The 22,578-nt window shown below is 72.3% G+C and carries 20 protein-coding genes; 15 read left to right on the top strand and 5 right to left on the bottom strand.

Annotated features, from left to right (window positions below):
- Positions 1–51: 51 nt before the first annotated feature.
- The 14 genes from dapB (at position 52) to ABD401_RS22080 (ending at position 15,663) form a co-directional block, all read left to right on the top strand.
- Positions 52–804 carry a 4-hydroxy-tetrahydrodipicolinate reductase gene (dapB, locus tag ABD401_RS22145; protein WP_344608838.1) on the top strand — a complete coding sequence of 251 codons (753 nt, stop codon included), beginning with the start codon at positions 52–54 and terminating at the stop codon, positions 802–804.
- Positions 805–1,052: 248 nt separating this feature from the next.
- Positions 1,053–2,561 (top strand): choice-of-anchor P family protein, encoded by a 1,509-nt coding sequence (locus ABD401_RS22140; RefSeq protein ID WP_344608836.1) that lies wholly within the window; start codon positions 1,053–1,055, stop codon positions 2,559–2,561.
- A 133-nt stretch (positions 2,562–2,694) separates the two neighbouring features.
- Entirely contained in the window at positions 2,695–3,468 is a 774-nt protein-coding gene (thyX, locus tag ABD401_RS22135) for an FAD-dependent thymidylate synthase (protein WP_344608834.1), read from the top strand.
- Between the two features lie 223 nt (positions 3,469–3,691).
- Positions 3,692–4,615, top strand: a complete 924-nt coding sequence (gene dapA, locus ABD401_RS22130) for a 4-hydroxy-tetrahydrodipicolinate synthase (RefSeq protein WP_344608832.1) — start codon at positions 3,692–3,694, stop codon at positions 4,613–4,615.
- Positions 4,616–4,618: 3 nt separating this feature from the next.
- Positions 4,619–6,304: a ribonuclease J gene (locus ABD401_RS22125; RefSeq protein WP_344608830.1), complete on the top strand. Its 1,686-nt coding sequence runs from the start codon at positions 4,619–4,621 to the stop codon at positions 6,302–6,304.
- A gap of 162 nt (positions 6,305–6,466) precedes the next feature.
- Positions 6,467–9,064, top strand: a complete 2,598-nt coding sequence (locus ABD401_RS22120; RefSeq protein ID WP_344608828.1) for an FtsK/SpoIIIE family DNA translocase — start codon at positions 6,467–6,469, stop codon at positions 9,062–9,064.
- Between the two features lie 23 nt (positions 9,065–9,087).
- Entirely contained in the window at positions 9,088–9,261 is a 174-nt protein-coding gene (locus ABD401_RS22115; protein ID WP_344608826.1) for a hypothetical protein, read from the top strand.
- Between the two features lie 213 nt (positions 9,262–9,474).
- Positions 9,475–10,980: an OFA family MFS transporter gene (locus ABD401_RS22110; RefSeq protein ID WP_344608824.1), complete on the top strand. Its 1,506-nt coding sequence runs from the start codon at positions 9,475–9,477 to the stop codon at positions 10,978–10,980.
- Positions 10,977–11,141 carry an MFS transporter small subunit gene (locus tag ABD401_RS22105; RefSeq protein ID WP_344608867.1) on the top strand — a complete coding sequence of 55 codons (165 nt, stop codon included), beginning with the start codon at positions 10,977–10,979 and terminating at the stop codon, positions 11,139–11,141. Before ABD401_RS22110 ends, ABD401_RS22105 begins: the two co-directional genes overlap by 4 nt.
- A gap of 130 nt (positions 11,142–11,271) precedes the next feature.
- Positions 11,272–12,747, top strand: coding sequence for a 30S ribosomal protein S12 methylthiotransferase RimO (gene rimO / locus ABD401_RS22100; RefSeq protein ID WP_344608865.1), 1,476 nt, complete (start codon positions 11,272–11,274; stop codon positions 12,745–12,747).
- 2 nt (positions 12,748–12,749) lie between these two features.
- Positions 12,750–13,409, top strand: a complete 660-nt coding sequence (gene pgsA, locus ABD401_RS22095) for a CDP-diacylglycerol--glycerol-3-phosphate 3-phosphatidyltransferase (protein WP_344608822.1) — start codon at positions 12,750–12,752, stop codon at positions 13,407–13,409.
- Positions 13,406–14,638 (top strand): CinA family nicotinamide mononucleotide deamidase-related protein, encoded by a 1,233-nt coding sequence (locus ABD401_RS22090; RefSeq protein ID WP_344608820.1) that lies wholly within the window; start codon positions 13,406–13,408, stop codon positions 14,636–14,638. The genes pgsA and ABD401_RS22090 overlap by 4 nt, the downstream gene beginning before the upstream one ends.
- A gap of 115 nt (positions 14,639–14,753) precedes the next feature.
- Complete coding sequence (locus ABD401_RS22085) at positions 14,754–15,089, top strand: helix-turn-helix domain-containing protein (protein ID WP_425566228.1); 336 nt, start codon at positions 14,754–14,756, stop codon at positions 15,087–15,089.
- A 97-nt stretch (positions 15,090–15,186) separates the two neighbouring features.
- Positions 15,187–15,663 carry a Dps family protein gene (locus ABD401_RS22080; protein WP_344608819.1) on the top strand — a complete coding sequence of 159 codons (477 nt, stop codon included), beginning with the start codon at positions 15,187–15,189 and terminating at the stop codon, positions 15,661–15,663.
- A gap of 15 nt (positions 15,664–15,678) precedes the next feature.
- Here the strand turns inward: ABD401_RS22080 and ABD401_RS22075 are convergent, their stop codons facing one another.
- The 4 genes from ABD401_RS22075 to ABD401_RS22060 form a co-directional block, all read right to left on the bottom strand.
- Positions 15,679–16,257: a hemerythrin domain-containing protein gene (locus tag ABD401_RS22075; protein ID WP_344608817.1), complete on the bottom strand. Its 579-nt coding sequence runs from the start codon at positions 16,255–16,257 to the stop codon at positions 15,679–15,681.
- 143 nt (positions 16,258–16,400) lie between these two features.
- Positions 16,401–17,210 carry a family 1 encapsulin nanocompartment shell protein gene (locus tag ABD401_RS22070; protein WP_344608815.1) on the bottom strand — a complete coding sequence of 270 codons (810 nt, stop codon included), beginning with the start codon at positions 17,208–17,210 and terminating at the stop codon, positions 16,401–16,403.
- Positions 17,207–17,815: a hemerythrin domain-containing protein gene (locus ABD401_RS22065; protein ID WP_344608813.1), complete on the bottom strand. Its 609-nt coding sequence runs from the start codon at positions 17,813–17,815 to the stop codon at positions 17,207–17,209. The genes ABD401_RS22070 and ABD401_RS22065 overlap by 4 nt, the downstream gene beginning before the upstream one ends.
- Positions 17,816–17,845: 30 nt before the next feature.
- A complete protein-coding gene (locus ABD401_RS22060; RefSeq protein WP_344608811.1) occupies positions 17,846–18,523 on the bottom strand; it encodes a VOC family protein in 678 nt (225 codons plus the stop codon).
- Positions 18,524–18,607: 84 nt separating this feature from the next.
- Between ABD401_RS22060 and ABD401_RS22055 the strand changes: the two genes are divergently transcribed.
- Positions 18,608–19,447: a class II aldolase/adducin family protein gene (locus tag ABD401_RS22055; RefSeq protein ID WP_344608809.1), complete on the top strand. Its 840-nt coding sequence runs from the start codon at positions 18,608–18,610 to the stop codon at positions 19,445–19,447.
- A 36-nt stretch (positions 19,448–19,483) separates the two neighbouring features.
- Here the strand turns inward: ABD401_RS22055 and ABD401_RS22050 are convergent, their stop codons facing one another.
- On the bottom strand, positions 19,484–22,576 hold the full coding sequence (locus tag ABD401_RS22050) for a GAF domain-containing protein (protein ID WP_344608807.1): 3,093 nt from the start codon (positions 22,574–22,576) through the stop codon (positions 19,484–19,486).
- Between the last annotated feature and the right edge of the window lie 2 nt (positions 22,577–22,578).

The following is a 22,578-nucleotide window of genomic DNA, read 5'->3' as shown; positions in this document are numbered from 1 at the left end:
GGGTGGACCCAGGGACGTCATCCCGCAGGGGGACTGCGCTTGGATGAGCGCATGACGATCAAGGTTGGGGTGCTCGGCTCGGCCGGGAAGATGGGTGCGCAGACCTGCGAGGCGGTCGAGGGCGCCGGAGATCTGGACCTGGTGGCCCGGATCGACCAGGACGACCCGATCGCGGGGCTGGTCGACGCGGGCGCGCAGGTGGCCGTCGACTTCACCCACCCGGGTGTCGTCATGGACAACCTGGAGTTCTGCATCCGGAACGGCATCCACGCCGTCGTCGGCACGACCGGGTTCACCGACGAGCGGCTCGCGACGCTCCGGAGCTGGCTCGACGCGCAGCCCGGCGTCGGGGTCCTGATCGCCCCGAACTTCGGCATCGGCGCGATCCTCATGATGCGCTTCGCCGCGCAGGCCGCCCGGTTCTTCGAGTCGTGCGAGATCGTCGAGCTGCACCACCCCGGCAAGGCCGACGCGCCCAGCGGCACGGCCGGCCGCACCGCTGAGTTGATCGCCGCGGCGCGCCGGGAGGCGGGGCTCGGCGCGATGCCGGACGCCACGCGCACCGGGCTCGAGGGGGCCCGCGGCGCGGACGTGGACGGGGTCCGGGTCCACGCCGTGCGCCTGCGGGGCCTGGTGGCCCACCAGGAGGTGATCTTCGGCGACGAGGGGGAGACCTTCACGATCCGCCACGACTCGCTGCACCGCTCGTCGTTCATGCCCGGCGTCCTGCTCGGGGTGCGGAGGATCGTCGACGCCGGTGGCGGCCTGACGGTGGGGCTCGAGCGCTTCCTCGATCTCGACTGACGTTCGGAGTCGCTGAAAGTCTTCTGGGTGATTGACACGGGGGCATTCCGCACATTGCCCGCTTGCTCCGCGTGGCGAACCCGTGTTGAGTGTCACTTTCGCCTTGACTCGGCCCCGGGTTGCCACTACGCACAGCAGTGAATTCTGAGCATTCCGTCCGGAACCCGCTCCAGATGGGACTCCTTCGCAGGAATGTGGCGTATCGTCACCGGATTCGCCCGCCCTGCCGACGTCACGACGAGGTACGCATGACTCTCCGCGCTCCCCGCCGCATTGCGGCTCTCCTCGCCGCTCCGGCCTTCGTCGCCGCTGGGGTGGCGGCCGCCGCTCCGGGCGCCGACGCCGCCTCCACCACCGAGCCCACGTACCAGGGGTCCGCGCTCGCCGTGAGCGCGAAGGTCGGCATCGCCGGCTCGACGATCCTCGACGAGGTCCTGCCCGGGCTCATCACCTACCCGCCGGGGGCGACGAAGTCGCTCCTCGAGCTCCCCGCCGAGCTGTCGCAGCTCGTCTCCCTGAAGGTTCTCAACGCCTCCTCCGAGGTGCAGGACGGGAAGCTGGTCTCCAACGCCAGCACCGCCAACCTCGGCGTGCTCGGGGACGTCATCGGCGCCAAGGTCATCACCGCCGACTGCCTCTCCGACGCCGGCCAGAACAGCGGCGACAGCCAGGTGGCCGGTCTGACCATCGCCGGCACCAAGGTGCCGGTCGACCCGGGCCCCAACGTCCGCATCGAGCTGCCCGACGCGCTCGCCGCGTTCGTCAAGGGCTCGATCGTCATCGACGAGCAGGTCAAGACGGCCGACGGTGGCCTGCAGGTCACCGCGCTGCACATCAACCTCGTCGTGGCGCCGACCGCCCTCGACGACGCGCTGAACTCGGTCATCGCCTCCGTGCGTGAGGCCGCGCAGCAGGTCAAGGTCGTGCTGGAGGAGGTCACCGGCAAGACGCTCGACCAGCTGATCGGCAAGGTCGACAAGAGCGCCGGCGACAAGAAGACCGCCAGGACGCCGAAGAAGGGCGCCCAGGACGCGGACCGCGCCGAGGTGCGCGCCTCCGCCGCGGCTCCGGCCGCCCCGCAGGCCGCCACCGAGACCGAGGCCGCCACCGAGGCCGCGGCCCCGGCCGCCGAGGCCGAGCAGGCCGCTCCGGTCCAGAAGACGGACGGCGCGGCGGTCGAGGAGACCACGGTCGCCGAGGAGTCCACCGCGGCCGAGGACACGACGGCCACCGAGGACGCTGCGGCGACCGAGGACGCCACCGCCGCCGAGGACACCGACGCCGCGGCCGCCGCCGAGCGCGCCGAGCGGTCGGAGAAGGGCGCCAAGGCCGCGCAGCCGGCCGCGGAGACCTCGACCGACCCGGCCGTCGCCCCGGCGCCCGCCGAGGCGGCCCCGGTGGCTGCGCCGGCCGCCCCGGCCGACGTCAAGCCGGCCGACTCCAAGTCGGAGGCCAAGAACGAGAAGGCGGGCAAGAAGGCCGGCTCCGACCTGGCCGCGATCGACACGGTCCGCAAGGCGGTCCCGTCCGCGGCGGACATCGCCGGCGCGGTCGGCGTGGACATCGTCATCAGCCAGGTCACCTGCGACGGTGAGCCCGGCAAGGAGGTCGCGAAGGTCAACCAGCTGCCGGGCACCGGTGGCAACGGTGACGCCACGCGCGACGTCGCGATCGCGGGCCTCGGCCTGCTGGCCGCCGGCGGTGCGGCGGTCTACGTGACCCGTCGCCGCGGCCGCGGTCGCCACGCGGCGATCTGACGCCCGCGTCGGCGCTGCCCAGCACGAGACAGCACGAGACAGCGACGGCGCCGCTCCCGAACCGGGAGCGGCGCCGTCGGCCTGTCAGGGGGGTGCGGCATTCTGGGGCAGGCCGCAACGAGAAGGGATTCCCATGACGCTCGACACCGCGCAGGAGCCGGACGTGACCGCAGGATCGGGTGCCGCCGGTGACGACGGGGTGGTGTTCCGCAGCGACGTGACCGTCGAGCTCGTCAAGGCCTCGGCCAGCGACGCGGACGTGCTGTTCGCGGCGCGGGTGTCGACCAAGGGGGAGCAGTCGCTCGAGGACGTCGAGGCCGACGCCTCCCGGTCGGTCGGGCTGATCCGCTACCTGATGCGGGACCGGCACGGCAGTCCGTTCGAGCACAACTCGATGACCTTCTACGTCCAGGCGCCGATCTTCGTCTTCCGCGAGTTCATGCGGCACCGCATCGCGTCCTACAACGAGGAGAGCGGCCGCTACCGCGAGCTGCGACCGGTGTTCTACGTCCCCGGCCCCGAGCGCAAGCTCCGCCAGGTCGGCAAGCCCGGTGCGTACACGTTCGAGGACGGGACGCCGGAGCAGCACGACCTCGTCACGCGCGCGACGCAGGAGGCCTGCCGGACGGCCTACGCGGCCTACCAGGAGATGCTCGCCGCCGGCGTCGCCCGCGAGGTCGCGCGGATCGTCCTGCCGGTCACCACGTACTCGTCGATGTACGTGACGATGAACGCCCGCGCGCTGATGAACTTCCTGTCGCTGCGCACCAAGCGGGAGGACTCGACGTTCCCCTCGTTCCCCCAGCGGGAGATCGAGATGGTCGCCGAGGTCATGGAGGCCCGCTGGGCCGAGCTGATGCCGCTGACGCACCAGGCCTTCGACGCCAACGGTCGCGTCGCCCCCTGAGTCGCATGACGCTCGTCACGCCCCGGCGGACGTCTCGTACCACGCCCGTAACGCCGGGGTGGTACGCCGCGATGTCCGGTCAGATCGCGTTGCCGTCCGAAACCCCCGAGCGGGCGGCGACGCGATCAGCCAATCCGGCAATTGGCTTGTGCCGTGGGCACGAGCGGCCAGAACTGCGTAACCCGCGCCTCGTCGCGCAGGTGGGAACGGTACGTTGACGACCATGGCTGCCTCGTCCGCTTCCGCTCCGCCCGGCGTCACGCCCGAGACCCCCTTCGGCCGGGTGCTGACCGCGATGGTCACCCCGTTCACGCGCGACGGCGCACTCGACCTCGACGGCGCGGCGCGCCTGGCCACCGAGCTGGTCGACCAGGGCGGCCACGACGGCCTCGTCATCAACGGGACGACCGGCGAGGCGCCGACGACCTCCGACGCCGAGAAGGAGCAGATCCTGCGGGCCGTCGTCGAGGCCGTGGGTGACCGCGCGAGCGTCGTGGCCGGCGTCGGCACCAACGACACCCGCCACACCGTCGAACTGGCGCGGTCGGCCGAGAAGGCCGGTGCGCACGGCCTGCTCGTCGTCACGCCGTACTACAACAAGCCGCCGCAGAGCGGCCTGGCCGCGCACTTCCGCTCCGTCGCGGACAGCACCGGGCTGCCGGTGATCCTGTACGACATCCCGGGTCGCTCCGGGGTGCCGATCGCCACGGACACGCTGCTGCGCCTGGCCGAGCACGATCGGATCGTCGCGGTGAAGGACGCCAAGGACGACCTCGGCGCCGCCAGCACCGTCCTCGCGAACACGAACCTCGCGTACTACTCCGGCACCGACATGCTCAACCTGCCGCTGCTGTCCGTCGGCGCGGTCGGGTTCGTCAGCGTCGTCGGGCACATCGTGGGGCCGCGCCTGCGGGAGCTCGTCGACGTCTACGTGGCCGGTGACGTCGCGCGGGCGAAGGAGATCCATCAGGGCCTGCTGCCGATCTACGAGGGCATCTTCCGGTCCCAGGGCGTCATCCTCGTCAAGGCCGCCCTTGGTCTGCAGGGTCGTCCCGGTGGCCCGGTCCGTTCGCCCCTCGTCGACGCCACGACCGCCGAGATCGAGCGCCTGCGCGCCGACCTCGCGGCCGGCGGCCTCGCGCTGTAGCCGATGAGTCATCCGCACCCGGAGCTGCCCTCCCCGGCGCCGCTGAGCCCGGGCACGCTGCGCATCGTCCCGCTCGGCGGTCTCGGCGAGATCGGCCGGAACATGACGGTCTTCGAGTACGGCGGGCGACTGCTGATCGTCGACTGCGGCGTGCTCTTCCCGGAGGCGCACCAGCCCGGCGTCGACCTGATCCTGCCGGACTTCAGCTACATCGCCGACCGGCTCGACGACATCGACGCGATCGTCCTGACGCACGCGCACGAGGACCACATCGGAGCGGTCCCGTACCTGCTCAAGCGCAAGGACGACATCCCGCTGGTCGGCTCCAAGCTGACGCTCGCGCTCATCGAGGCGAAGCTGCAGGAGCACCGCATCCGGCCGTACACGCTGCAGGTGGACGGCGGCACGACCGAGCGCCTCGGCCCGTTCGAGTGCGAGTTCTTCGCGGTCACGCACTCGATCCCGGACGCGCTCGCGCTGGCGATCCGTACGCCGGCCGGCGTCGTGCTGCACACCGGCGACTTCAAGATGGACCAGCTGCCGCTCGACGGCCGGCTCACCGACCTGCCCGGCTTCGCCCGGCTCGGCACCGGGGGCGTCGACCTGATCATGGTCGACTCCACCAACGCCGAGGTCCCCGGCTTCATCCCGGCCGAGCGGGAGATCGGCCCGGTCATCAGCCGGGTGTTCGCGGGGGCGAAGGGCCGCATCATCGTCGCCTGCTTCGCGAGCCACGTGCACCGCGTCCAGCAGATCATCGACGCCGCGGTGGCGCACCAGCGCAAGGTCGCGCTGGTCGGCCGCTCGATGGTGCGCAACATGGGGGTGGCCCAGAACCTCGGCTACCTCACCGTCCCGCCGGGTGTCATGGTGGATCCGAAGGCCATCGACGACCTCCCCGAGGACGAGGTGGTCCTGGTCTCGACGGGGTCGCAGGGCGAGCCGATGTCGGCCCTGTCGCGCATGGCCAACCGGGACCACGCCATCCGCATCACCGACCAGGACACGGTGATCCTCGCGTCGTCGCTGATCCCGGGCAACGAGAACGACGTCGGCCGCGTCATCAACGGCCTGACCCGCCTCGGCGCCAACGTCGTGCACAAGTCGAACGCGCTCGTGCACGTCTCCGGCCACGCGTCGGCCGGCGAGCTGATCTACCTCTACAACATGGTGAAGCCGCGCAACGTCATGCCCGTGCACGGGGAGCCCCGGCACCTGCGGGCCAACGCAGACCTCGCGAAGCTCACCGGCATCCCGACCGAGCGGATCGTCATGGCCGAGGACGGCGTCGTCGTCGACCTCGCCGACGGCGTGGCCCAGGTCGTCGGAGCGGTGCCGTGCGGGTACGTCTACGTCGACGGGCTCTCGGTCGGTGACGTCACCGAGGCCTCCCTCAAGGACCGGCGCATCCTCGGCGACGAGGGCTTCGTGTCGGTGTTCGTCGTCATCGACGCGAACACCGGCAAGATCACCGGTGGCCCGGAGGTCACGGCCCGCGGGTCCGGCATCGACGACGACGCGCTCGTCGCGGTCGTCCCGCGGATCGTCGAGGTCCTGCAGAACGCCGCCGCCGACGGCACCACCGACCCGCACCAGCTCCAGCAGATGGTCCGCCGCGTCGTCGGCAAGTGGGTCAACGAGACCTACCGCCGCCGGCCGATGATCCTCCCGGTCGTCGTCTCCGTCTGACCCGTCTGACCCGTCTGACCCGTCTGACCCGTCTGACCCGCCGGTCCTGTCAAGAAAGGGTGACACCCCTTACTGCGCAGTAAGGGGTGTCACCCTTTCTTGACAGGGCGGGCGCCGCGTGGCGCACGGGACTGGTGGGACTCCAGAGATACCCTGCGAAACATGGCATCTCGTTCCTCCCGTGGCGCGACCGCTACCCGCAAGGAGTCGGTCCCGGCGGCCCGCAGCAAGGGCAGTGGCCGGGCCGCGAAGGCGGTCAAGGCGCCCAAGGACGCGATGCAGAAGACCGCGATCCGCCGCGCGACGGTCAACCAGTTCAAGGTCAACCCGGTCATCGGGCTGGTCCTGGGGTTCTGGGCGGTCGTCGAGGGCCTGTACCTCGCGATCGCGCGGGGGATCGGCACGGTCGTCCGCGGCATCGGGCACACCGCGCGTGAGCTCGACCCCGCGCACCGGCGCGACGGCCTGGGGCTCGCCCTCGTCGGTCTCGCCGTCATCGTCGCGGCGGGGGAGTGGTGGAGCCTGCAGGGCCACCTCGGCCGGGGCATCCGCGCCGTCGTCGCCGGCAGCCTCGGGGCGCCCGGGCTCGCGCTGCCCGTCGCCCTCGCGGTCCTCGGCCTGTACGTGCTGCGCAACAGCGCGGAGACGACCGAGCGCGGCCGGATCGGCATCGGCGCCACCGCACTGACCGTCGGCATCTGCGGCCTGGTCCACGTCGCCCAGGACGTCCCGCGGCCCGAGGACGAGGCCGCCATGCGCGACGCCGGCGGCATGGTCGGCTACCTGGTCTCCAGCCCGCTGGTCGAGGCGCTGACGCCGGCCGTCGCGACCGTCCTGCTCAGCCTGCTCTCGATCTTCGGTCTGCTGGTCGTCACCGCGACCCCGCTGAACAAGCTGCCCCAGCGCCTGCGCGCCCTCGCGACGCCGATCATCGGTCCGCCCGAGGGGCGCGAGGAGGACGAGGTCGCCGCCGCGACGAAGAAGCGCCGCCGCGGGGACGTCGAGATCGACGCCGCCGGTGCGCCGTACGGCGAGGAGCTCGGGGACGCGCCGAAGAAGCGGCGCCGGCGGACCACGGCCGTCGACCCGATCACCGGCGACGAGCCGTTCGAGACCCCGGTCGTGACGCCCGGCAAGCGGCTGCCGAAGCCGGCCGCCGCGTCCGACGACCAGCCCACCGGCCCGATCGAGGGGATCGGCGGTGTGGTGGTCAGCCCCAGCGAGCCCGAGCTGCTGCCGCCGCCGGCGGGTGCCGTCCCGCTGCGGGGCGAGCAGCTCACCCTCGCCGGGAACATCACCTACCACCTGCCCGGGTCCGACTCCCTGTCCGCGGGGTCGACGCACGCCGCGCGCACCAAGGCCAACGACGCCGTGGTGGAGGCGCTGACCGGCGTCCTCGAGCAGTTCGACATCGACGCCGCCGTCACCGGCTTCACCCGTGGTCCGACGGTCACGCGCTACGAGGTCGAGGTCGGCCCGGGCGTGAAGGTCGAGCGGGTCACCGCGCTGAGCAAGAACATCGCCTACGCCGTCGCCAGCGCCGACGTCCGGATCCTGAGCCCGATCCCCGGCAAGTCCGCGATCGGTATCGAGATCCCGAACACCGACCGCGAATGGGTCACCCTCGGCGACGTCCTGCGGTCCGACACCGCGCGCAACGACCACCACCCGATGGTCGTGGCGCTCGGCAAGGACGTCGAGGGCGGCTTCGTCTGCGCGAACCTCGCGAAGATGCCGCACATCCTGGTCGCCGGTGCGACCGGTGCCGGTAAGTCGAGCTGCATCAACTCGCTCATCGTCTCGATCCTCATGCGCGCGACGCCGGAGGAGGTGCGGATGATCCTCATCGACCCCAAGCGCGTCGAGCTCACGGGCTACGAGGGCATCCCGCACCTGATCACCCCGGTCATCACGAGCCCGAAGAAGGCCGCCGAGGCGCTGCAGTGGGTCGCGCGCGAGATGGACATGCGCTACGACGACCTCGAGGCCTCCGGCTTCAAGCACGTCGACGACTTCAACGCGGCGGTCCGCGCGGGGACGCTCCAGCCGCCGCTCGGCAGCGAGCGCGTCTACACGCCCTACCCGTACCTGCTGGTGATCGTCGACGAGCTCGCCGACCTGATGATGGTTGCCCCGCGCGACGTCGAGGCCTCGATCCAGCGCATCACGCAGCTCGCCCGCGCCGCGGGTATCCACCTGGTCATCGCGACGCAGCGCCCGTCGGTCGACGTCGTCACCGGTCTGATCAAGGCCAACGTGCCGTCGCGCCTGGCGTTCGCGACCTCCTCGCTCGCGGACAGCCGCGTCATCCTCGACCAGCCCGGCGCCGAGAAGCTCGTCGGCCAGGGTGACGGGCTGTTCCTGCCGATGGGCGCGTCCAAGCCGATCCGCATCCAGGGCGCGTTCGTCCCGGAGAAGGAGATCCAGGCGGTCGTCAAGCACTGCAAGGAGCAGATGACCGCGGAGTACCGCGAGGACGTCACCGCGCCGGCGGGCCAGAGCAAGGAGATCGACGCCGACATCGGCGACGACCTCGACCTGCTCTGCCAGGCCGCCGAGCTCGTCATCACCACGCAGTTCGGCTCGACGTCGATGCTCCAGCGCAAGCTGCGCGTCGGCTTCGCCAAGGCCGGCCGCCTGATGGACCTGATGGAGAGCCGCGGCATCGTCGGGCCGTCCGAGGGCTCCAAGGCCCGCGACGTGCTCGTCGTGCCCGACGACGTCGACGAGGTCCTCGCCGGGCTGCGGGGCGGCGAGTGATGGCGCTGCTCCGGACGGGGTCAGTGCCCCGCACCGCCCCCCGCTCCGATCCGCGGGCGGACGCCTACGCCGCGGCCAACCGGCCGGGCCGGGTGAACGTGACCCTCTGGATGGGGGTCGGGCTGCTGCTGCCCCTGCTCTACGGCGTCGCGCTGGTCGTGGCCGTGGTGGTCGACGCCTGGCGCGCCGGCGGGTGACCGACCGGCCGGTCACCCGTACGGCCCTACGCGCGAGTAGCGCAGGTCACTTTTCGACCGTTCGGCGCGGTATTTGTGCCGTTCGCCCGCACGTCCCGCCCTTTCGGCGCACTTGTCCACCGCCTGTCGTTTTCTCGGAAGTTTGCTCGTAATTCGCGCGGGACCCGCGAGTAGCGTCCGGCCCAGCCTGGCCCAGGCACGGCAGGAGGCGGTATGGCTCTCGGATTTCTCGACCGCGAACGCACGATCGCACCCCCGGGGTGGAGTCGCTGGCTGATTCCCCCCGCGGCGCTCTCGGTGCACCTGGCGATCGGGCAGGCCTACGCCTGGTCGGTGTTCAAGAAGCCGCTCGAAGCCACGATGCTGACCGACAGCGACCACCCCGGGACGCTCTCGGCCCTGCCGTTCCAGCTCGGCATCGTCATGCTCGGTGTCTCCGCCGCCCTGTTCGGCACCAAGGTCGAGGCCCGCGGGCCGCGCTGGGCGATGGCCGTGTCGTCGCTGTGCTTCTGCTCCGGGCTCGCGATCGCCTCGCTGGCGGTGGTGCTCGACCAGTACTGGCTGGTGGTGGTCGGCTACGGCTTCGTCGGCGGCATCGGTCTCGGCATCGGCTACATCTCGCCGGTCTCCACGCTGATCAAGTGGTTCCCCGACCGGCCGGGTCTGGCCACCGGCTGCGCGATCATGGGCTTCGGCGGCGGCGCGCTGTTCGCCTCGCCGTTCAGCACCGAGCTGTTGAAGAAGTTCGACGCGCTGATCACCCCGCCGGCGCAGGGTGCCGCTCCGCTGTCCGAGGCCGTGCTCGACAGCGCCCAGGACGGCATCGCCAAGACGTTCATCGTGATGGCGGTCTTCTACGCGGTGTTCATGACGATGAGCTACACGCTCGTCCGTGTCCCGGCGCCGGGCTGGCACCCGGGCAAGGAGCCGCCGCGGCAGGACCGCATCCTGCAGTCGAAGGCGAACGTGTCCGCGAAGAACGCCATCAAGACCCCGCAGTTCTGGTTCCTGTGGGTCGTCCTGTGCTTCAACGTCACCGCGGGCATCGGCATCCTCGAACGCGCGGCGCCGATCTTCCGGGACTTCTTCCCGGACTCCGGTGACGGTGACGCCGGGGCGCTCGCCGCGGCCGCCGCCGGGTTCGTCGCGATCCTGTCGCTGTCGAACGCGCTCGGCCGGATCCTGTGGTCCTCGACCTCGGACTACCTCGGCCGCAAGAACATGTACCGGATGTACCTGGGTGTCGGGGCGCTGCTCTACACCTACGTGCTGATCACGACGGACGCGAACAAGCCGCTGTTCCTGATCGCGTGCATCTTCATCCTGTCCTTCTACGGCGCCGGTTTCGCGACGATCCCCGCGTACCTGAAGGACCTGTTCGGCACCTACCAGGTCGGCGCCATCCACGGCCGCCTGCTCACCGCCTGGTCGGTGGCCGGCGTCCTCGGTCCGTTCATCATCAACAACATCGCGGACGAGCGGATCGCCGACGGCAAGACCGGCCCGGACATCTACACCCCGTCGTTCATGATCGTCATCGTCCTGCTGGTGATCGCGTTCATCTGCAACGAGATGATCCGGCCGGTCGACGCGAAGTGGCACGAGCCCGCCACGGCCGACGCCGCCGAGCCGGCCCCGGCCTCCGACGCCGAGGCCGTGGCGGACATCGAGGACGCCGAGGTCGTCGAGGCCACCGAGAAGAGCGGGAGCGCATCGTGAACGCCGCGACGAACGCCACGGAAACGGCCGAGGCCCACGCCTCCACCGGTATCGACCCGAAGCTCAAGCCGGTGATGGTGTTCGCCTGGCTGTGGGTCGCCGCGCCGTTCACCTACGGCCTGTGGAAGCTGTTCGAGAAGATCGACAAGCTCTTCACGTAGGGCATCCCACGGCTCGCCTGGGCGGGTCACGGTGCTGCGCCACCTAGACTTGCAGCCCGTGACCCCCCGCTCGCGCCGCCCGCGACCGGCCGACGCGGGCCCCCGCCCGAGCGCCGCCCGGCGTCGCCGCGTGTCCCCGGCGGAGGCCCCGCCTCCGCCCGCCGCCCCGACCGTCGCTCTCGTCACGCTGGGCTGCCAGCGCAACGAGGTCGACTCCGAGGAGCTCGCCGGGCGGCTCGCCGCCGACGGGTGGACGCTCACCGCGGAGGCCGAGGACGCCGACGTGGTGATGGTGAACACGTGCGGGTTCGTCGAGGCGGCCAAGAAGGACTCGATCGACACCCTGCTCGCCGCCGCCGACCTCAAGGACGGCGGGAAGGCCCGGGCCGTCGTCGCCGTGGGGTGCCTGGCCGAGCGCTACGGGACCGAACTGGCCGACGCCCTGCCCGAGGCGACCGTCCTCGGCTTCGACGACTACACCGCGATCTCCGAGCGACTGCAGGCCGCGATGCGTGGGGACGCGCACGCTCCGCACGTCCCGCGGGACCGCCGCGCCCTGCTGCCGATCTCCCCGGTGGAGCGGCAGGCGACCGCCCCGACGACCGCTGTCGAGGAGCTCTCGGCCTGGACCGGCCCCGCGTCCGGGCCCCGGCCGCTGCGCGCCCGGCTCGAAGGCGGCCCGGTCGCCCCGCTCAAGCTCGCGTCCGGCTGCGACCGGCGCTGCTCGTTCTGCGCGATCCCGTCGTTCCGCGGCGCGTTCGTGTCCCGCCGGCCCGCGGAGCTGCTCGCCGAGGCCGCGTGGCTCGCCGAGTCCGGGGTCCGCGAGCTCGTCCTGGTCTCGGAGAACTCCACGTCCTACGGCAAGGACCTCGGCGAGCTGCGCCTGCTGGAGCTGCTGCTGCCGAAGCTCGCGGAGGTCGACGGCCTCGAGCGGGTCCGCGTGAACTACCTGCAGCCGGCGGAGATGCGCCCCTCGCTGATCGAGGCGCTCACGGCGACGCCGAAGGTCGTGCCGTACTTCGACCTGTCGTTCCAGCACTCGTCGGCGGACGTGCTGCGGCGGATGCGGCGCTTCGGCGACACGGACCGCTTCCTCGGCCTGATCGAGCAGATCCGCGTCCGGGCGCCCCGCGCGGGCATCCGCACCAACGTCATCGTCGGCTTCCCCGGTGAGACCGAGGCCGACCTGATCGAACTCGAGCGCTTCCTCATCGGCGCGCGCCTGGACACCGTCGGGGTGTTCGGGTACTCCGACGAGGACGGCACCGAGGCCGCCAACCTCGACGGCAAGGTCGACCCCGACGAGGTGCGCGCGCGCGTCGAGCACATCACCCGGCTCGTCGAGGAGCTCACGAACGCCCGCGCCGAGGACCGCATCGGCGAGCAGGTCGCCGTGCTGGTCGAGGAGAACGACGCGTTCCGCTACCCGGGCGCCGACGAGCACGGCGAGGCCTCGGCCGAGGGGCGTGCCGCGCACCAGGCCCCGGAGGTCGACGGGAGCACGATCCTGATCGGAGGAGAGCCCGAGGTCGGGCAGATCGTGACGGCCACCGTCGTCGGCACCGACGGCGTCGATCTGATCGCCACGCTGCCCGGGGTCTCCTGACCATGTTCGAACCCACGCCGGCCGAGGTCGAGCCCGGGCGCCCGGATCATCTGGCGGACCCGGTCGCGCCCGCCGGCACGTGGAACATCGCGAACATCCTCACGCTCCTGCGGCTCCTGCTCGTCCCGGTCTTCCTCGTCGTGCTCCTGCACGAGGACGGGGAGTCCGACGGATGGCGCTGGGCGGCCTGGGGCGTGTTCGCCGTCGCGTCCTTCACCGACTCCCTCGACGGCAAGCTCGCGCGGCGCTACGGCCTGGTCACCGACTTCGGCAAGATCGCCGACCCCATCGCCGACAAGGCCCTGACCGGTTCGGCGCTGATCGTGCTCTCGTCGATGGACGAGCTGCCCTGGGCGGTCACGATCGTCATCCTCGTCCGCGAGATCGGCGTGACCCTGCTGCGCTTCTGGGTGATCCGGCACGGCGTGATCCCGGCCAGCCGCGGCGGCAAGCTCAAGTCGCTCGTGCTCGGGGTCGCGATCGGGCTGTACGTGCTGCCGTTCACCGGTCTGCTGCAGGACCTCGCCACGGCGCTGATGACGGCCGCCGTGGTCATCGCGCTCGCGACCGGCGCGGACTACGTGTTCCGCGCCCTGCGCCTGCGGCGTGAGTCGCTCGCCGCGGCCCGGGCCGCTCGATCCGGGTCGGACGAGCGCCGGTGACCCGCGTCGAGCTCATCACGGTCGGCGACGAGCTGTTGTCCGGGCTCGTGCTCAACAGCAACGTCGCGCGGGTCGCGGAGTCCCTCGCCTCGGTCGGGCTGGGGCTGTCGGTGGTCTGTGACGTCTCCGACGACCTCGACGAGATCGTCGCCGCGGTCCGCGCGTCCGCCGCCCGCGCGGACGTCGTGCTGTGCTCCGGCGGGTTGGGCCCGACCTCCGACGACCTGACACGGGACGCGCTGGCCCGGGCGGCCGGCGTCGGTCTCGACGTCGACGACGGGGTCGTGCAGACGCTCCGGGACCGGTACGCGGAGTGGAACATCCCCATGCCGGACCTCGCGCTGCGCCAGGCCGAGGTGCCGCAGGGCGCGACGCTGATCCCGAATCCGCGGGGGAGCGCGCCCGGGCTGCAGATGCGGATCGACGGCGCTCTCGTCCTCGCGCTGCCCGGCGTTCCGGGGGAGCTGCAGGCGATGCTCGACGCCACCGTCGCGCCGCTGCTGGCCGGCCTGGCACCCGGCCCGGCGCCGGTCACGGCGACGCTGCGCGTGGCGCTCGCCGGGGAGTCCGGGGTGGCCGCAGCGTTGACCGGGGTTCAAGGGGCGGGGGAGGCCGCCGGGGTCCGCTTCGCCTACCTCGCCGACGGCGGCGACGTGCGGGTCCGTCTCACCGGTCCCGCGGAGGCCGTGGCCGCCACCGAACAGGCCGTCGCCGACGCCCTGGGGCACGGGGTCTACTCCCGCGACGGGGCGCCCCTGGAGGCCGTGACCCAGCGGCTGTTGCTGGAGGCGGGGGCGACGGTCGCGGTCGCCGAGTCCCTCACCGGCGGGATGCTCGGCGCGGCCCTGACCGAATTGCCGGGCTCCTCGGCGGTGTTCCTCGGCGGCGTGCTGGTCTATGCGACCGCGGCGAAGGCCGACCTCGGCGTCGACGCCGCACTGCTCGCCGAGCGCGGTCCGGTCGACGGGGACGTCGCGGTCCAGTTGGCGGAGCGGGTGCGGGAGAAGTTCGGCGCGGACTACGGCCTCGCGACCACCGGGGTGGCCGGGCCGGACCCGGTCGGCGACTACCCACCGGGGGCGGTCTTCCTCGGCCTCGCGGGGCCGAACGGGGCGTTCTCCCGCCGCCGCGACCTGCCGCCCCGCCGGGACTTCGTCCGGCGACTCACCGTGCTCGCCGCGCTCGACCTGCTGCGGCAGGAGCTGCTCGGACTCCCACGCGACGGCTGAGCCGTTCACGCTCCGTGACCGGGGACCGGACGCGGAGCGTGGGGCGAATTCGGCCCTGGGAGGAACACGTGCCAGACACGTCGCCTCGACCGCCCCCGGCGGGTACCGTGAACGCGTGATCCTCCTTCGTCGCCTACTCGGGGACGTTCTGCGGCAGCGCCGGCAGGACCAGGGCCGGACCCTGCGTGAGGTCTCCACGGAAGCCCGGGTGTCCCTGGGCTACCTCTCCGAGGTCGAGCGGGGCCAGAAGGAGGCCTCGTCCGAGCTGCTCGCCGCGATCTGCGACGCCCTCGGAGTGCGGATGTCCGACCTCATGCGCGAGGTCAGCGACTCGCTCGCGGCCGCCGAGCTGGCCACCACGGCGAACGTCCGCTCGCTGGAGTCCGTGTCGCTGGAATCCGTCTCCGCGCCCGTCGCCGGCGGTCGTCCCGAGGTCGTCGCCGCGGCGTGATCAAAGCCACGGCCGGGACGCCCCGGACGTGGACTTCGGGCTGTCCGGAAAGCGTTGTCATCGGTACAACGCGAAACCGGAAGGAGTACGTCCGACCATGTCGTACGCCATTGCCAGTTCCCTGCCGGACCAGGCCCGCAAGACCGTGGGTGAGGCCCTGCAGGAGACCCTCGTCGACCTGATCGACCTCTCGCTGCTCGCGAAGCAGGCGCACTGGAACCTGATCGGTCCGCGCTTCCGTCCGCTGCACCTCCAACTCGACGAGGTCGTCACGACCGCACGCAACTACACCGACCTCGTCGCCGAGCGGCTCGCCGCCGTCGGCATCTCGCCCGACGGACGGTCCGCCACCGTCGCGCGGGAGACCGGCCTGCCCCAGCTGGCCGGGGGCTGGCTCAAGGACGACGCGCTCGTGCCGCGGGTCGTGGAGCTCCACACCGCGCTGATCGACCGCGTCCGCACGCGGCTGCCCGAGGTCGGCGAGGCCGACCCGGTCAGCGAGGACCTGCTGATCCAGTTGCTCGCCGAGCTCGAGAAGTCCGCCTGGATGTGGCAGGCCGAGAACGCCTCCTGACCGACGCGCGGCCCGTCAGCTGCGGCGGAGGGGTTCGGCGCTGCCGCGCTGTCGGTGCCGGGCCAGGAACTCGCGCGGGTCGGTGTTCCCCGTCGGCGGGCGGTCCCGCAGCCGCGCCATGGCCGAGAGGAAGGCGAGACCGATCTCGAGGCGCTGCTCGCGCGTCGTGTGACGGCGCAGGTCGGGCAGCGCCTCGTCCTCCTCCTCGGTCATGTGGTGTGAGTTCTCGGCCCGGGCCCGGTCCACGGCCTTCCACCAGTCCGGGCTGCCGGCCGGGTGCTGCGCGGCTTCGCGCACGGCGTCACGGATGTCGTTGTGGTCGCCGACGGCGTCGAGCGTCTCGTGCTCGGCGTTGTTCCCGAATCGCAGCAGGGCCGGGAAGACGACCTCCTCCTCGGCGGCGGCGTGCCGCTCCAGGTGCGCGGCCAGGGGGAGCCAGACCTCGGACAGGCGACGGGCGTGCTGGGACGGCTCGACGTCCGGCCCCAGCACCTTGTCGAGCGCCGCGAAGCCGCGGCGGAACGCGTCGTGCTCGGTGAGGATCAGATCGGTGATGTCGACCAGGTCGTCAGCAGGCTGGCGGGCACTGTTCACGGCGGCGAGGTAACCACGTGTTCCTGTGGGCGGCGACCGGGCCACGCGAACAGCCGAGGGAAATTCACCCGATCGGGGCACGCCGTCTGCGCACGGTGAATGCGTTGTGCGGAGGGTGATCAGGCCTGCTCAGGGCCGGGTCGTCAGCGCAGGGCGACGGCCGCGTCGGGCTCGATGACGCGGAAGGAGAAGCTCTCCTCCAGGTAGAGCTCGACGGTGTCCGCGTCGTGGGAGCGGTAGCCGACGGCGAGGTCCTGGCCCACGTCGAGGACGAAGTCCCCGCCGCGTCGGGAGAGGACCACGGCGCCCTCCACCCCGGGCGCCCAGATGACGTCCCCGCCGAGGATCTGGCGCAGGTGGTCCAGCAGCGGGTGCCCGCCGTGCTCGGTGGTCTCGACGATCCGGGTGTAGCCGGCCGGGGCGATCGCGAGGGCGTACGGGCCCTCGATGCCGGCGCACCGCAGACGGTCCACCGCGACGGCCACGGCGTGCGGGTACCGCATCGCGTCCTCGCCCAGTGGGAGCGGGTCGTGCGTGCTCGCCTCGGTGATGCCGACGATGCCGGCGGTCTCCCAGCCGTGCAGGACGGCGGTGTTCTCGCACTCCGCGGCGCGGGCGGCCGCACGCGCCAGGTCGTCGAGGTCGATGTCGACGGCGCCGCGGGCGGCGTCGAAGACCTCGGCGCGCTGAACGGTGAACGGCACCCGGAACTCGGTCACCGGCAGCACCACACGCTGCTCGACCTCCTCGCCCCGGGCGGCGTCGCCCGCGGGGGCGAGCCGGCGCACGCGACCGAGGTTGGTCGCCGAGTGACCCCAGCCCTTCGGGCCCTGCCAGTCGACGAGGCGGCGGGCCGCGAGCTTCGGGGTGAGACGTTCCTTGGCCTCGTCGTCGATCAGTTTCCAGGCGGTGTCCGGGATCGGCGCGAGGTTCCGGAGGAGATGGTCGGTCATCGAAGGCTGCCAATCCGCAGGGAGACGTCGGGCGGGCCGGGCAGGTGCTCGGCCACGTAGCGCTGGGGGTCCTGGTCGGAGGTGTCGAGGTCGTCGACCGTGTGCGAGGCCTTGAAGTCGGCGAAGCGGCGGCCGAGGTCGGCGCGCTGGGCGCGGGTCGAGTTCCGCCGGAAGTCGGCGAGGGCCTCGTCCTCCTCCTCGCCCATGTGATGCGTGTTCGCCGCCCGCGCCCGGTTGACCGCGTCCCACCACTCGGTGCTGCCGACGCGGTACTGCGCGGCCTCGCGGATCGGGTCGCGGATGTCGTTGTGGTCGCCGATCGCGTCGACGGTCTCGGGCACGCCCTCGTCGCCCTTGCGCAGCAGGGCGGGGTAGAAGATCTGCTCCTCGGCGACGGCGTGGACGTCGAGCAGGTCCGCGAGAGGCTGCCACACCTCGGCCAGGCGCTGCTCCCGTCCGGCGGGGTCGACGTCGGGACCCTGCACATCGTCCAGCGCCGCGAAGGCACGCCGGAACGTGTTGTGGTCGTCGAGGATCAGCGACGTGATGTCGAGGCTGTCGGCATCACCGCTGGGGTGTCCGGTGTCGGGTGGGGAGTCACTCACGCATGCTCGACTTACCCGGGTCGATGCGGGTCAACCCTGCGCGAACACGCAGAACTCGTTCCCGTCGGGGTCGGCCAGGACGTCCCAGCGGCGGCCGTCGCCCTGGGGCAGGACCAGCGTGGCGCCGGCGGCGAGGAGCGCCGCGGTGTCGCCGACGACGTCCCAGTGGACCCGGTTCTTGACCGTCTTCGGCTCGGGGACGTCGACGAAGCAGAACCCCGCGCAGGGCAGGCCGGGGACGTCGCCGAGCCACCACCAGTCCTGCCCGTCCTCGGTCTTCGGCTCGACGCCGAAGACGTTCGCCCACCAGCGCGCGATGGCCTCGGTCGCCGGGCCGGGCGTGGTGTCGACGCAGATCTCGTAGAGCTTGCCGGCCGGCGGGTCGTCGCGGACGAACGCGCAGAACTCCTGCCCCTCCGGGTCGAGCAGCACCGTCCAGCGGAAGTCCGTGTCGTTCACGACCGTCGCGCCGAGGGTGACGAGTTCGGCGACGTCGCCGGTGTGGACGTCCAGGTGCACGCGGTTCTTGGCCGTCCGGCCCTCCGGGACCTGGTTGATCCAGACCGTGTGCGCCGGGGTGGGACCGCGCAGGACCGCGTCGGTCTCCTCCAGCTCCAGCTCGAGCCCGAGCGCAGCTGCGTAGAACGCACCGAGGCGGTGGGCGTCCACGGCGTCGATGCAGAAGTCCTTCCAGGTCGCGAGCGCCATGCCCGGACCGTACCCGGCAGCGCAGACCGTGACGCCGCCGCGGAATCGGGGGAGGATGGGGACCTCTGCTGCGAGGAGGCACCCGTGACGGCCACCGAGACCACGACCGAGCAGGTTCCGACCAACGCCGCGACGACCGACGTCCACGGCAACCCGCTCTCCGTCGCGCGGCCGCCGAGCTTCGCGACGCCGGCGGAGGAGCGCGCGCACCGCAAGGCGAAGCTCGCGGCGGCGTTCCGGATGTTCTCCCGCGCGGGGCTCGACGAGGGTGTTGCCGGGCACATCACCGTCCGCGACCCCGAGGCCCCGGACACGTTCTGGGTGAACCCGTTCGGGATGCACTTCTCGCAGATCCGCAGCTCGGACCTGGTGCGGGTCAACGAGGACGGTCGGGTGGTCGAGGGCGACCGGATGGTCAACGGCGCCGCGGTCGCGATCCACTGCGCCGTGCACGCCGCGCGGCCGGACGTCCTCGCCGCGGCGCACGCCCACGGCCCGGCGGGCAAGACGCTGTCGTCGCTGGAGATGTCGATCGAGATGCTCACGCAGGACGCCTGCGCGTTCTACGACGACATCGGGGTCTACGACGACTTCACCGGCGTGGTGCTCGACTCCGAGGAGGGGCTACGCATCGCCGCGGCCCTCGGGACGCGCAAGGCCGTCATCCTCCGCAACCACGGGATGCTGACCGTCGGCACCAGCGTCGACAGCGCGGCGTGGTGGTTCCTCACGCTCGAGCGAACTGCGCAGTGCCAGCTCAACGCCTACGCCGCCGCCGCGGGCCTCGGGCGGCCACCGCGCCAGATCTCGCCGGAGGCGGCCAAACAGACCTACGGCGTCGTGGGGTACGAGTTCGCCGGGTGGTTCCAGTTCCAGCCGATCTGGGAACGCATCTCCCGCGAGCAGCCGGACATCTTCGACTGAGCAACGGGCCTGACGGACCGTCAGGACGTTCGGACGTCAGGCGTCCGGCGTCGCCGGCCCCAGGACGAGCACGGCCAGGTCGTCGCCGAGCTCGGTGGGGGCGAAGCCGGTGACGGCGTCGACCACGCCGGAGGCGACAGCGTCGGCGTTCCCGGTGACCGTGCGCAGGGCGGCGGCGAGGCCGTCCTCGCCGAAGAAGTCGTTGCCGCGGCGGCGTTCGGTGGCGCCGTCGGTGAAGCAGATCAGCTTCTCGCCGGGTCCGAGCAGGACGCGGGTGTCGGTGAACGAGACGTCCTCGGTGGCGCCGACGATCGAGCCGGGTTCGCCGACGGGGCGCAGTTCGCCGTTCGCGTCGCGGAGCAACGGCTCCGGGTGGCCGCCGAGGGTCAGGGTGACCGACACCGTCCCGTCCGACCGGGGGTGCACGACCGCGACGACCGCGGTGCAGAAGCGGGGGTCGTCGCCGTCGGCGTCACCGTGGCGGAGCAGCACCTCGTTCAGGTGCGCGAGGATCGCGGCCGGGCTGCGGAGGTTGACCGCCGCCGCGCGCGTGACGTGGCGGATCAGCAACGCCGTGTTGGCCGCCTCGACGCCGCGGCCGCACACGTCACCGAGCAGGACGAGGTGCCGGTTGCCGTACAGCGGGAAGACGTCGTAGAAGTCGCCGCCGACGTCGAGGCCCGCGCTGCCGGCGGAGTAGCAGGCGCCGAGATCGAGGCCGGCGATGCGCGGCAGCTGCGGCGGCAGCAGGCTCGACTGCAGGGTGCGCAGGGCCGTGGTGCGCTGGTGGAACAGGCGCGCGTTGTCGATCGCGGCGCCGGCCCGGGCGGCGAGCTCCTCGGCGAGCAGCAGCCCCTCGTCGTCGAACTCACGGCCGGCCCGCACCGCGAAGCCGAGCGCGCCGATCGTGCGGCCCCGCGCCACCAGCGGCACGATCGCGCCGGCCGAGAGCGCGAGCGCGCGGAACCGGTCGGGGTGATCGCCGCGGAAGCGCTCCCAGAGGTCGTCGTGGACGGGGCGGAAGACCACGCGCTCGCCGGTACGCAGCACGGCCCCGGTGCCGGTCTCGTCCTCCAGTGCCGGCGGCCGGGTCAGCAGCGCCTCCCGCAGCGGCTCGAGGTGGTCGGCGTCGGAGGTCGCCAGCCCGACGAGCGAGATGCGGCTGCCCTCGAGCAGGTGCAGCGTGAACACGTCGGCGAGCCGGGGGACCGCGAGCTCGGCGACACGCTTCAGCGTCGCCTGGTAGTCGAGCGAGGTGCCGAGCTCGGCCGAGGCCTCGGCGAGGAACGACAGACGCGCGCGGGATCGCTCCGCCGCGGCGCGGGCGCGTTCGCGCTCCTCGTAGAGGTCGGCGCGGGCGATCGCCGCGGCGCACTGGGTCGCGAGCGAGCAGAACAGGGCGCGGTCGTCGGCGGAGAACTCGCGGGTGTCGGTGAACCCGATGACCAGGGCACCGAGCGGGATGCCGTCGATGGCGAGGGGGAGTACCGCGAGCGAACCGGCGCCCACCAGCGGGGCGTCGTCGAACGCCGGGTAGCGCGCCTGCTGGTCGAGCTTGCCGCCGAGGTAGACCGGTTGGGCGGTGCGGACCGCCTGGGCGGCGGGCAGGTCGTCGTCGAGAGAGAAGCGCTCCCAGTAGTCCAGGACCTCGGTGCCGTAGCCGACGGCGCGGGCGATCCGCAGGTGGTCGCCGTCGATCATGCACAGCGACCCGGTCGAGGCACCGAGCTCCTCGAGCGCGAGACCGAGGACGACGTCCGCGACGTCGTCGACGCCCACCGCGCGGGACAGCTCGGCGGTGATCCGCTGCAGGGTCGCGAGCCGGGCGCCGGCGGCGCGTTCGGCGGACAGGAGGCGGCGCTGCTCGGTGACGTCGCCGCAGACACCGAGGAGGCGCTCGGGCCGGCCGTCGGCGTCGCGGAGCAACTGGCCGCTCGCGTTCACCCAGCGGTGGGTGCCGTCGGGGCGGACGACGCGGAAGGTTGCCGCGTAGTGGTCGTCGCTCTCGCCGGCGAGCACGGCCTGGACGGCGGCGAGGACCACCGGCTGGTCCTCGGGGTGCACGTCCGCGTGGAACGCCTCGAACGTCCCGGCGAAGCTTCCCGGGGGCAGGCCGTGGATGGTCTCCAGCGAGGGCGACCACTCGAGGCGGCCGGTGGAGATCTCCCAGTCCCAGGTGCCGAGGTCGCCGGCGGCGAGGGCGAGCTGCAGGTGTTCCTGTTGGCGCGCGAGATCGCCTTCGGCGGCGCGCTTCTCCAGCGCCAGCGCGACGTGCGAGGCCAGGACCTCCGCGACCGCGAGCTCGGCCGAGTCGAACTCGTGCGGGTCGCGGTAGTAGAGCATGAACTTGCCGACGACCCGGTGGCGGTGGACCAACGGGACGAAGGCGAGCGCCCGGATGCCCTCGGCGTCGAAGGTCGGGCGGTAGGGGTCCCAGGCGGGGTCGGCGGCGACGTCGGGGACGAGGATCGGCCGGGCGTCCACGTCGTCGGGCCCCCACGGGCTGTGGCCCTCGACGGCTTGCCGGTACTCCGCGGACAGTCCGCGCCACGCCTTGAAGCGGCACACCCCGTCGGCGTCGAAGAGCAGCAGGGAGGCGCGGTCGACGCCGAGCAGTTCGACGATGGTGGCGACGGCCTGGTCGTAGAACGCCGGCGGGCCGTCCGACTGCTGGAGCGCGAGCGCCAGGCGGTGGACCGCGCGCAACGGGCCGAGGGACTCCTCGGCGGACCCGCTGCTCGGCACGCGCGGCGGTGCGGACCAGGGGAGGTCGACCTCGACCCGCGTGCCGCACCCGTTCGAACGGATCCGCACGTCCTGGGCGAGCGCGTTGACGATGAACATGCCGCGCCCGCCCTCCGCGAGGGGGTCGACGGGCAGGGTCGACACCGGGACGAAGCCGGCACCGGAGTCGGCGACCGTCAGCGTCGGGTGCCGCGGCTGCCAGTCGAGCTCGATGACTGCCGGCCCCGGGGCGTGCGCGACGACGTTGCCGACGAGCTCCGACAGGATCAGCTGGGCGGCGTCGAGGTCGTCGTCCGCCCCGTCCGCGCGCCGCAAAAGGTCACATAACGCCCGTTGGGCGGCTCGGACCTGGTGAGGGTCCGCTGTGTCGACCACCCACCGCATGC

Source organism: Sporichthya brevicatena, from assembly GCF_039525035.1.
In the GTDB taxonomy this organism is placed as follows: Bacteria; Actinomycetota; Actinomycetes; order Sporichthyales; family Sporichthyaceae; genus Sporichthya; species Sporichthya brevicatena.
The sequence above is the reverse complement of the archived record's forward strand: the minus strand, read 5'-3'. Positions and strand labels throughout refer to the sequence as shown.